The sequence below is a fragment of the Candidatus Thiopontia autotrophica genome (assembly GCF_982804495.1).
This window is the reverse complement of sequence record NZ_CEYDPX010000004.1, coordinates 71,507-82,654: the sequence shown is the minus strand read 5'-3', so window position 1 is coordinate 82,654 and position 11,148 is coordinate 71,507. Positions and strand designations below refer to the sequence as shown.

General features: G+C 51.7%; 8 protein-coding genes and 1 tRNA gene (1 of these 9 running past the window's edge). 2 read left to right on the top strand and 7 right to left on the bottom strand.

Annotated features, from left to right (window positions below):
• Positions 1–125 precede the first annotated feature (125 nt).
• Positions 126–833 carry a hypothetical protein gene (locus tag AC3ZFK_RS02795; RefSeq protein ID WP_487507307.1) on the bottom strand — a complete coding sequence of 236 codons (708 nt, stop codon included), beginning with the start codon at positions 831–833 and terminating at the stop codon, positions 126–128.
• 55 nt (positions 834–888) lie between these two features.
• Between AC3ZFK_RS02795 and AC3ZFK_RS02790 the strand changes: the two genes are divergently transcribed.
• Positions 889–1,548 (top strand): glutathione S-transferase family protein, encoded by a 660-nt coding sequence (locus AC3ZFK_RS02790; RefSeq protein WP_487507306.1) that lies wholly within the window; start codon positions 889–891, stop codon positions 1,546–1,548.
• Here AC3ZFK_RS02790 and AC3ZFK_RS02785 read toward each other — a convergent pair.
• The 4 genes from AC3ZFK_RS02785 to AC3ZFK_RS02770 are packed head-to-tail and all read right to left on the bottom strand — an operon-like array spanning position 1,545 to position 8,164.
• Positions 1,545–3,551 carry an ABC transporter ATP-binding protein gene (locus tag AC3ZFK_RS02785; protein ID WP_487507305.1) on the bottom strand — a complete coding sequence of 669 codons (2,007 nt, stop codon included), beginning with the start codon at positions 3,549–3,551 and terminating at the stop codon, positions 1,545–1,547. The genes AC3ZFK_RS02790 and AC3ZFK_RS02785 overlap by 4 nt on opposite strands.
• Complete coding sequence (locus AC3ZFK_RS02780; RefSeq protein ID WP_487507304.1) at positions 3,548–4,987, bottom strand: ABC transporter permease; 1,440 nt, start codon at positions 4,985–4,987, stop codon at positions 3,548–3,550. The genes AC3ZFK_RS02785 and AC3ZFK_RS02780 overlap by 4 nt, the downstream gene beginning before the upstream one ends.
• A complete protein-coding gene (locus AC3ZFK_RS02775) occupies positions 4,987–5,964 on the bottom strand; it encodes an ABC transporter permease (RefSeq protein WP_487507303.1) in 978 nt (325 codons plus the stop codon). The genes AC3ZFK_RS02780 and AC3ZFK_RS02775 overlap by 1 nt, the downstream gene beginning before the upstream one ends.
• A gap of 13 nt (positions 5,965–5,977) precedes the next feature.
• Positions 5,978–8,164 carry an ABC transporter substrate-binding protein gene (locus AC3ZFK_RS02770; RefSeq protein WP_487507302.1) on the bottom strand — a complete coding sequence of 729 codons (2,187 nt, stop codon included), beginning with the start codon at positions 8,162–8,164 and terminating at the stop codon, positions 5,978–5,980.
• A gap of 127 nt (positions 8,165–8,291) precedes the next feature.
• Between AC3ZFK_RS02770 and AC3ZFK_RS02765 the strand changes: the two genes are divergently transcribed.
• A complete protein-coding gene (locus tag AC3ZFK_RS02765; protein ID WP_487507301.1) occupies positions 8,292–9,092 on the top strand; it encodes an enoyl-ACP reductase FabI in 801 nt (266 codons plus the stop codon).
• Positions 9,093–9,103: 11 nt separating this feature from the next.
• On the opposite strand, the gene AC3ZFK_RS02760 is transcribed toward AC3ZFK_RS02765, so the two are convergent.
• Positions 9,104–11,026 carry a SurA N-terminal domain-containing protein gene (locus AC3ZFK_RS02760; protein WP_487507300.1) on the bottom strand — a complete coding sequence of 641 codons (1,923 nt, stop codon included), beginning with the start codon at positions 11,024–11,026 and terminating at the stop codon, positions 9,104–9,106.
• Between the two features lie 79 nt (positions 11,027–11,105).
• Positions 11,106–11,148 (bottom strand) — tRNA-OTHER (locus AC3ZFK_RS02755); it runs 52 nt beyond the window's last position.

Genomic DNA, 11,148 nt, shown 5'->3' with positions numbered 1-11,148 from the left:
ATTATACCCCTTTTCCACCATCCAATCAAGCTGAATGAAACTCAAATGGGGGTCAGGTCTGCGTTTTTACTGTTATTTGGCGATAGCATCAAATAACAGTAAAAACGCAGACCTGACCCCCTTTCCTATATGGGGAGTAGCAGAGTTGTTACCACAGACTGGGCAACGCCTGTTAACTGTCGATTAAGGTGGTCTGCAACCAGGATCGCTATCAGATCCTGATTTGCTGTTGCTCGCCCTATCATGGTGGTTATATGTTGACTGCCGCTCTGCTTTAGATAGGGGTAGATATCCACCATTTTCAGGGCAACCTCAAAATTGCGGGCACTGTTGTAGATCTTTTGAGGATCAAGCTGATCCAGCATATAGAGCTGGGTAGTTCCATTGTAGGAGCGCATGGTCATGGAGACCAGGGCAGAGGTAAGGGCGAGCACCCTGTCTCCCTTGTAGTCCTTGTCGAAGGTCAGGTGAAGTATCTGGTTGCCCTTCACCCCACCAAATTCGGGAAAGTTCCAGCGCATCTGCTGGCCAAATATCCGTTTTACGCTGCTCTGAACTGTATATTTAGTCTGCTCTTGGGAGCGTCCCCGATTGAGCTGCCTTGGGTTTGCATTGTAGAGATGGACCATCATCTTTCGCAGCGACTTCAATACCTCTCGCTGCCCCAGCTCGGCAACCCTGCTCATGTCCGACTTTGCCAACATCTTGACACTAAACTCCCCGCCCCCACTTCCAATATCCTGATAGCGCGTCTGCCCGGGAATGCAGCCGACAAGCACTATCGCAAGCGCTACAACCAGCAAGAATGGCGCAGACAATCGAGCCCTACTCATTTACAATTCCTGAAAAGATATTCCCTATAAACATTACCGGAGGAGGATACCAAATATGGATCTCGAATTGGTCAGTTTCAAGCTCTGCCCCTATGTTCAGCGTGCAGTTATCGCCCTGAAAGAGAAGCAGGTTCCGTACAGAATCACCTATATTGATCTTGCCGATCCACCTGAGTGGTTCCTGCAGATCTCCCCTTTGGGAAAGGTACCGTTGTTGAAGGTGGATGGTGAGGTGCTGTTTGAGTCTGCAGTGATAAGCGAATTTATCGATGAGACCACCGCAGGGTCTCTGCATCCCGAAGATGCCTTTCAGCGGGCCAGAAACCGGAGCTGGATTGAGTATGCATCATCATGTCTTGAGGTTCTATTCACCCTTAATACCTCAGCAGACACAGAGGAGTTTGATGATGCTGTCGAGACCATGAGGGGGCGTCTGGCCAAACTTGAGGAGGTTCTTGAGAGTAGCCCGTTCTTTAATGGGGAGCAGTTTTCTCTTGTTGACGCGGCATTTGCCCCACTATTTATGCGCCTGAATCTACTGGAGAAGCTGGCCTCGATCCACACCTGTGAAAACCTTCCCAAGGTGTGCGCATGGCGGGATCAGTTGCTGCAACGCGACTGTGTGCAGCAGTCCGTGGTTGAGGAGTTTCCGATGATCTACAAGGGGATGCTGAAAATGAAGGGTGGGGTTGCAGGATCCAGGGTGTCTGCTTAAGCAGTCACATCAACCAGCAGACAGGAGACTCGATGGCCATCACCAACCTCTCTATGAACAGGGACCTCGCTGCTGCAGCGCTCTAGCGCCTGTGGGCAGCGCGGATGGAATGGGCACCCGGATGGAGGGTTGGTTGGGGAGGCCTGATCCCCCTCTAACTGAATAACCTCACGCCCACTCTCCTGGTTGATTACCGGGACAGCCGACAACAGTGCCTGGGTGTATGGATGGAGTGGTTTTGTCATCACCTCCTCCACTGTTCCATATTCCACTATCTTGCCGAGATACATCACCGCAACCTCCTGGGCAAACCAGGAGACAACAGAGAGGTTATGGGTAATGAAGAGATAGGAGATACCCTGTTGTTGCTGGAGTCTGCGCAACAGATTCAGAATCTGTGCCTGCACCGAGACATCCAGTGCACTGGTTGGCTCATCACAGACCAGCAGCCGGGGATTTACTGCAAGTGCTCGCGCAATGGCGATCCGCTGACGCTGTCCACCAGAGAATTCGTGTGGATAGCGTCCAGCCATCTCTGCAGTAAGGCCAACCTCCTCCAGCAGCTCACTCACCCTTTTTTTGCCACTCTCCTCCAACAGAGAATCCATCCCCTCACCAATAATATCTGCCACCATCATGCGTGGATTCATTGATGCGTATGGATCCTGGAAAATCATCTGAAAATCGGAACGGATTTTTCTCAGCTCATCACCCTCTAACGCCCCAAGATCAACCCGGTCAAAAATTATGGATCCAGCAGTTGTATCAAGAAGTCGCAGAATTGATTTTCCTACCGTGGTCTTGCCACAGCCAGACTCCCCAACCAGCGCTACAGTCCTGCCAGCGCCAATTGAGAGATCCACCCCATCGACCGCCTTTACATAGCCAACTGTCTTGTGAAAGAGACCTTTTTTTACCGGAAAGTGAACCTTCAGCCCCTCTACCTTTAGCAGCGCAGAACCGTCATCGCTGCTCTCCGCTGAATGGTATGAGTCGGCAGCGGTCTGCTCACCACTATCTCGTTGATCCGCCAGCTCCAGCTTTGGATCAAACAGGTGACAGCGTACCGCCTGCCCCTTGCTGGTTGGAAACCATTTTGGAGAGCTCTCGGTACAGAGCTCCCAACCACGGTCACAACGGTTGTGAAAACGGCATCCACGAAACTCCTGGGTCAATACCGGTACGGTGCCGTGCAACATGGAGAGTGGCTGACTGCGTTTGCGGCTATCCGGGATCGCAGCAAACAGTCTACGGGTATATGGATGGCTGGGATGCGCAAAAAATGGGGCGCGTGGTGCCTGCTCTATAAGCTGACCGGCATACATCACCGCAACCCGGTCAGCCATCTCTGCCACAACCCCAAGGTCGTGAGTAATAAGCAGGATCGCCATCCCCCGCTCTCTCTGCAGGCGCCGCAACAGCTTCAGAATCTGTGCCTGAATAGTTACATCCAGTGCGGTTGTGGGCTCATCGGCAATCAGGATATCAGGCTCCGCCGCAAGTGCTATGGCAATCATCACCCGCTGTTTCATCCCACCGGAGAGTTGATGGGGATAGATATCAATCCGTTGTGCCGGATCCGGCAAGCCGACATCCTCTAACAGCTCAATTACCCGCCTGCGTTGCTCCGCCCCCTTTACCCCAAAGTGGTGCTGTAGTACCTCGCCCACCTGGTCGCCTACACTCAGTACCGGATTGAGAGAGGTCATCGGCTCCTGAAATATCATCGCAATACGTCTGCCACGAACCTTGCGCATCTTGCGCTCTGGCAGATCAAGCAGATTCTCTCCATCCAGCAATATATCGCCACGCAGTCGTGCCAGTGGAGCCTCTGGAAGCAGCTGCATTATTGAGAGAGCAGTAATTGATTTGCCACATCCGGACTCGCCCAGCAGGGCAAAGGTCTCCCCATTGTTGATCTCCAGCGACACCCCGTCTACAGCCCGAGCAGCTCCATGCCGTGTATAGAACCAGACCTGAAGGTTGGATACCTTGAGACTCATCTCTCTCCTCTCTGCAGACGAGGATCAAATGCCTCTCGTACCACATCGGAGAAGAGATTTGCCGCTAACACCAGAGTGAACATGAAGAGGAACGATGCCAGCAGCGTCCACCAGACCACCGGTTCTCTTGCCATCTCGAGGCGAGCCCCATTGATCATGTTACCCCAGCTATACATGGTGGGATCAACTCCGACCCCCACATAGGAGAGCACAGCCTCGGCCAATACCAGACCACTGAAATCAAGCACTACCGAGATCAGCACTACATGCATCACGTTGGGGAGGATATGACGGGTGATGATACGCAGATTCTTCACCCCAAATGCATGGGCAGCCGTGATGTAGTCCATCTCGCGCAGCTTGAGAGTCTCTCCGCGTAGCAGTCGGCAGAGGCCGGTCCAGCTGGTAACCCCGAGGATAATGCAGAGGAAGAGCAGTCTCAGATCGGCACGCTCCTCGGTGGTCTCAAAAAGTGCGGCATTATTGTCTATATAGACCTGAATCATCAGGATGGCTGCGGCAATCAGCAGCACCCCTGGAATAGAGTTTAGCGTGGTGTAGATGTACTGAATCGCATCATCTATCCAGCCCCGGAAGAAGCCGGCCATGATCCCCAACAGAATCGCAAATGGAAGCATGATAAGGGTGGTCAGAGTTCCAATCACCAGCCCTGTACGTATACTCTTTACTGCCTGGTAAAAGACATCCTGCCCCACTTTGTCGGTTCCAAGTATATGGTACTTAACCCCGATCTGAATGGAGAGCATCACCAGTATTGAGACTATGGCTGTGATCAACAGAACTGTTTTCCATGGGGTCGCTGTATCTCCTCTGGTGACATCCGCCATCCAGCGCAGAGAGGACCGGTCACCCCGTTTCCTGCTGATCAACAGCGCCAATAAAAGAGCAATTCCAATCCAGAGCAGCACCCCCTTGACAGTGCCCAACATAAGATTATCAAGAAGGTCAGCGCCGCGCTGCTGGGGATCTTGCAGATGGGCGCCACCAGATTTCAGTCGCGGGAAGTCACGATTTACTGCGCCATCTGGAGCCTCCACCATCTCTCGCACATAGAGATGTGTTGCCATGGGTGCCGAGTAGCTCTTTTCACTATTTTCTCGCAACCCACCAACCGTCCAGTCCAGCAAGGTTCTGGCCTCAACCGCATAGTGAACCTCCTCTCCCTGCTCACCCTGTTCCATAGCTGGACGATAGTGAATGGAATCCATTAACCCTATCACTACATACACCAGTAACACCACAAGTGACCCCATGGCCAGTCGGCTTTTTGCCACCCGATGCCACGGCTCCAGCAGATGTGGGTGTTTACGGGTGTGTGAGACTCCAAAAAAAATGACTGCAACCAGTAGCCAGATCAACATGTCTGTCCAGAGGAAAAGTGGCTTGCCCCCAATCCAGGCGTATATCTCAGCCATTACGACAGCCTCACCCGTGGATCAACCAGGGTATAGGAGAGATCTGTCAGTAGCAGCCCGATGATGTAGAGCACGGCCCCGAGGAAAACCATCGCACGGACAATGGCAAAGTCCTGGGCATTGATAGCCTCGATGGTGTAGCTACCAAGCCCGGGAATTCCAAAAAATGACTCCGTAATCAGGCTTCCCATAAAGAGCAGAGGCAACACAACCACCGCACCGGTAAGGATAGGGATCATCGCATTTCTCAGCACATGGTGAAACAGCACCCTGGACTCTGGCAACCCCTTGGCACGGGCAGTACGAACATAATCTTTTCCCATCTCCTCAAGAAAGATGGTGCGATACCAGCGGGTCCCTGAGCCGATGCCCGAGATCACCCCTATCGCCACCGGCAGGATCACAAATCGAAACGCATCCAGCCCCCCCTCATAACCGGATATCGGAACCAGATGCATCAGTTTACCAACCACAAACTGCCCACCAATAATGTAGAAAAGACCAGAGATAGACATCAATACTACCGTCAGCACCACTCCCGAGAGATCAAGGTAGGTGGCACGGAAAAAGACCATCAACATGGCAAAGGTGATATTAGTGAAGAGCCCGATCATGAAGATGGGCACAGCTATTGCCAGACTTGGCCCCATTCGCTGTCTGATGTCTCCTCCAATATTGCGTCCATCATCAGCCACCCCAAAATCAAAACGGAAGAGTTTGACGGACTCGGAGACAATCAGGGTATCGGTCATCTTTTCACTACCGGACGCCGCCTCGTTCCAGAGTAGTGGACGGTCATACCCCCTCTCCTGTTTCCAGTTCTCTATCGCCTCCTCGGTTACGTGCTTCATCCCCAGATGCATACGTGCCATGTCATCAGGGGTGTTGACCACAAAGAAGAGGAAGAAGGTAAGCAGGTTGACTCCAACCAGAATCGGGAAGGCGTAGAGAATGCGACGCAGAATGTAGTTCAACATATCTTTACCGTGCTCATTCAATAACCTCCAAACGCCCCGCCTCTGTAGAACCAACATGCTCCACTGTTCTCAGTGATGAGTTCTCTTTGCGGCGCACACCCAACCATGCCGGCACCACCATAATCAACAGCAATAACCCTCCTCCCCACAGAGGCCAGAGCACTGGGCGGTTCCACTCGTCACGCAGCCTGGCACGCTCGCCCTGATCAACACGCACATATTTCAGGGTGTTGTTAGCCATAAGATTTGGCTTGGTATTTTGATACCAGCGGTGGTAGAGACCAAAATTCTTGGGGTGAAAACCCCATACCCATGGTGCATCATGCTGCAGCAGGGAGACCATCCTTTTGATTATCTGCTGCCGCTGAGGACTGTTCTCCATATTCTTCATCTGTTCAAAGAGGAGATTGAACTCGGGGTTATCATAGTTGGATGCATTCTCTCCACCCTTGCCAATTTTGGCATTTGGTCCATAGAGGAGAAACAGAAAGTTCTCGGGGTCAGGGTAGTCTGCATTCCATCCCCATAGATAGATCTGGGCGCTACCAGTACGAATCTTGTCCTGAAAACGGTTGTAGTCGGTATTACGAACCACCAACTGTAGATCTATCTTCTCAAACTGCTTTCGATACCAGTCCATGCGTGCCTTGTCATCCGGGCCGCTGGCAGTTACATCAAAATAGAGGGTTAATGGCTTGCCGCTCTCCTGGTCACGTCCTTTTGGATAACCGGCCTCGGCCAACAACTGTTTAGCCTCATCCAGCGAACGCCGTTTTGGCTTGCCACCACTCCAACTGTAGACTGTCTGATTAACCCCGCTTCTCCCCTCTTGATGGCCAAAAATCCCGGCTGGCAGTGGCCCTTGGGCAGGAATACCTCGCCCATTTGCAAAAATTGAGATGTACTCCTCGTAATCCACAGCTATTGAGATTGCCTGACGCAGCTTTCTGGCCTGTTCACTATCCCCACCAATAACCGAATCCACCATATTGAATCCCATATAGTAGATTGAGGTAGATACAGATGTCTGCAGACGCATGCCCTGTTGCTCCATCTCACCACTCAACTCTGCCTCACCAGCTGAAGAGAACTGTACTGCCTGATCAAAACTGTCCGAGCTGATCCCGGATGAATCATAGTAACCCTGCAGAAACTTGTTCCAGTAGGGAATGGTCTCTTTTTCCAGACTAAACTCAATTCTGTCAAGAAACGGGATCTGTTTTCCTGCATCAACCAGCAGATCACTCTCATGGTCACCAGGCTCACCCTCAACGGGGTAATAGTCGGAGTGGTAATTTGGATTACGCTCCAAAACCATCTTGCGATTTGGGTTGTTTACCGTCAGCATAAATGGGCCTGTTCCCACAGGGTACCAGTCGAGAGTTATATTTTTCTCATGAAGCAGTGGATTAGAGTAAAAACGGTCTGCCTCCCACGGCATGGGGGCAAAAAATGGCATCGCCATCCAGTAGAGAAACTGGGGGTATTTTCCATTCACCTTGATCCGGTAAGTTTGTGAATCCACCACCTCAACCCCCTCCAGGGAAAATTCTCTCAGATCCAGCCACTCTTCCGGGTTGTTGTCTCTGGTCTCCTTCAGAGCATCTCGCAGATCACCAAGACCGACAATATGCTCTCTCATCAGACCAAAAATCGGAGAGTGGAGCGATGGATGGGCCAGCCGTTTTATCTGATAGACATAATCTGCTGCTGTCAGCAGCCGGGAATCACTCTCTGCGAAATCAGACATCTTCTCGATTCCAGCCAGCTCGTCCTCGGTCAGATCACCATAACGCACTCCACCATGCTCATCTTTTGCAAAAGCTGGATGTGGCTGATAGCTGACCCCATCTCTTATCGAGATCTCGTATAGAGAGTAGGCAATCTCTTCCACCTCAACATCTCCTGGAAGCTCATTCCCATCCTTGTCCAGATAGGTGACCTGCGGCATTCTGGAGGCGGTTAGTGGCTCCAGTTGATAGGGTCTCTTCAGATAGTGATACTGCAGTGGAGGCTCATATATCTGCCCAATAAAGGTGTACTCATTGGAGCTATAGGAACGTGCCGGATCCAGATGCTTGGGGCGCCCCGAGAATGACGAGTAGAGCACCTGCTCCTCCAGCCCATCTTGAGGGTACGGATTATTCCAGTTAGCCTGGAGGGCAGAAGATAGTAGCCAGCCGCACAGGGCAACAGACAATTCCCATCTTTTTATCCTGTTACTTCTCACTATGTCTGTGTAAAATTGGATTACTACAAGCTCTGTTGAAAGACTGGATAATACCAGAATAAAAACCGAACGATTGGACAGTATACGAGGATTTGTAATGGGATTTATGCAAGGTAAAAAAGTGCTGGTTGTTGGTGTAGCCAGTAACCGTTCTATTGCCTGGGGTATTGCCAAGGCGATGCACCGTGAGGGGGCCGAAATTGCCCTCACCTATCAGGGTGATAAACTGCAGGGCCGAGCTGAAAAATTTGCTGCCGAGCTTGGCAGTGATATTACCATCCCCTGTGATGTCTCCAGCGATGACCAGATCAGGAAGACATTTGAGACTCTTGCTACCCATTGGGACGGACTGGACTGCCTGGTGCACTCAGTAGCTTTCTCACCAAAAGGGGAGCTTGATGGCCGTTTTATCGACTCGGTAACTCGTGAGGGCTCCAAGGTTGCCCACGATATCAGCTCTTATAGTTTTGCCGCACTGGGCCGTGAGGCCCTGCCGATGATGGAGGGGCGCAAGGGCTCAATGTTGACCCTAAGTTACCTGGGTGCAATACGCTCCATTCCCCACTACAACGTCATGGGGCTGGCCAAGGCCAGTCTGGAGGCCGCTGTACGAGCAATGGCTGCCGACCTTGGGCCTGATGGAATTCGCGTTAATGGCCTCTCTGCAGGACCAGTCAAGACCTTGGCGGCCAAGGGGATTGGTGACTTCAATCTGCTACTCGACTACTCGGAGAAAAACTCGCCACTACGCCGCAATGTGACAATTGACGAGATTGGCAATGTTGGCGCCTTCCTCTGCTCTGATCTGGCTTCCGGAATGACCGGCGAGATCACCTATGTCGATGGTGGTTACAACACCACCGGAATGGCAACCTACGGAGTCAGGAAAGAGGATTAGGAGGGGTTTTTCTAGTTTAACTGATCCTCGTAGACCTTAATATCTGCCTGGTTACGCAGGCTGGCAACATAGCTCTGATAGTGACTTTTCACATTACGGTCTGCAAGCTCACGACGCATAACCTCTACCTGTTTGTCACCCATGGCCTCAAAACTACCATCCTCAACTGCCAGCAGTTCAATCAACGCATAACCACCTCCACGCAACTCGGTGCCAGCATACGCTTTCTGCCCCTTAAGCAGATTCACCTGAAATGCTCGTGCTACAACCTCTGAGGATATGGTTTTATCACTCCTGTTGATCTGTTCAACCCCGCTCCACTGCAGAGCCACACTCTCTGCAGCTGCGTCTGTGCCAACAGCACCACTCTGAATCTTGTCCAGAAGCTCCATTCCACTGTTCTTTGCAGTAGCCCTTGCGCGCTGGGCAAGAATTGCATCAACCACCTCTGCACGCACCCTCTCTAGCGGTTTTCTTGTTGCTGGACGGTGTTCACGCACTCTGACAACAACCATATGGTCCTCTGACAGCTCTATCGGATCACTATTCTTGCCATCTACCAAAACCATATCTGAGAATGCTGCCTTGATTACTCCAGGGTTTGTGGCAACTCCATTAGTCGCCCCCTGGCGATTGAATAGCTCACTCTGCCTGACTACCAGGCCTGCGGCCTCTGCTGCCCCATCCAGTGAATCAGGCTGCTCATAAGCCAGATTGGCAATAGTCTCTGCATACTCAAAGAAGAGGTCCTCAGCAGTCTGGCGTTTTAGCTCTGCACTGAGTTCTCCGCGAACATCCTCAAACGTACGAATCTCTTCCGCCTGAATCTCATCCAGACGAATCAGATGAAAACCAAACGGAGTACGAACCGGCTCAGACACCTCCCCCACCTGCATGGAGAATACCGCATCATCAAATTCTGGAACCATCATGCCACGAGGGAAGAAGTCCAGATCACCCCCAGCAGCTGCGGATCCGGGATCATCAGAATAGTGTTCTGCCAGGGCCTCGAAAGAGTCTCCCGCAGCCAATTTGGCCTGCACCTCATTCAAACGAGCCTGAGCCGCTGCAGTGGCCTCCTCATCAGCCCCCTCCGCCAGCTCAATCAGAATATGTCGTGCATGACGCTCCTCATCTGCAAGCAGGCTCTCCTTGCGCTGCTCATATAGCTTCTGTAGTGCATCTACCTCAACCGGAACATCCCCGGCAAGATCTGCCACCGACAGTGAAATGTAATCAAGACTAACCTGTTCAGGAATCTCATAAGCAACCGAGTTTATCTCGTACTGCGCAGCAATCTCATCATCTCCAACATCCTTGCTCTCAATCCTGTCAACTGATGCAGGAATAGTAAGCAGACGTAGTGAACGTTTCTGTTCTTGTAGACGCACAGCCTCACGCAGCTCACTCTCTGTTACAAAAGAGGCCTGACGAAAACCGGTAAGAAGCTGAGACTGCATCAGGTCAGAGCGTATTCTGCTCTCAAAAAATGGCTGGCTCATGCCCTGTGAGGAGAGAACCTGTTTGTAGATATCCTGACTGAATTTATCATCATTTCCACGAAAGGCCTCGGTACGCTGCAGCTGCCAGTAGAGCAACTCATCACCAATGCGGAAGCCATCACCATCTACTGCCTGATTCAATAGATCGTTTTCGATCATCGCATCCAGTACCGCACGACGCATACGTGGATCTTCCAACATCTCCGGGCGATAATCTGCCCCCATCAACTGGCGCATTCTCTGACGCTGCTGCTGTAGCGAACGTTGATACTCATTTAGACTTATCTCTGTCCCATTTACCTCTGCAACAACCGCACCTGAACCCCCATCAAAATAGGAGTTAATGCCCCACAGTGCAAATGGAATAATCAGCAACCCGACGATAACCCATGCAACCCAACTCTGTGCCTGATCGTGAATACTCTGCAACATGGTCTGTTTCCTTCCTCAACAAAACTCAAAAAATAGATAAAAAAAGGGCGCACCTGAGATCAGGCACGCCCTTGGTATATGGCGGAGCGGACGGGACTCGAACCCGCGACCCCCGGCGTGAC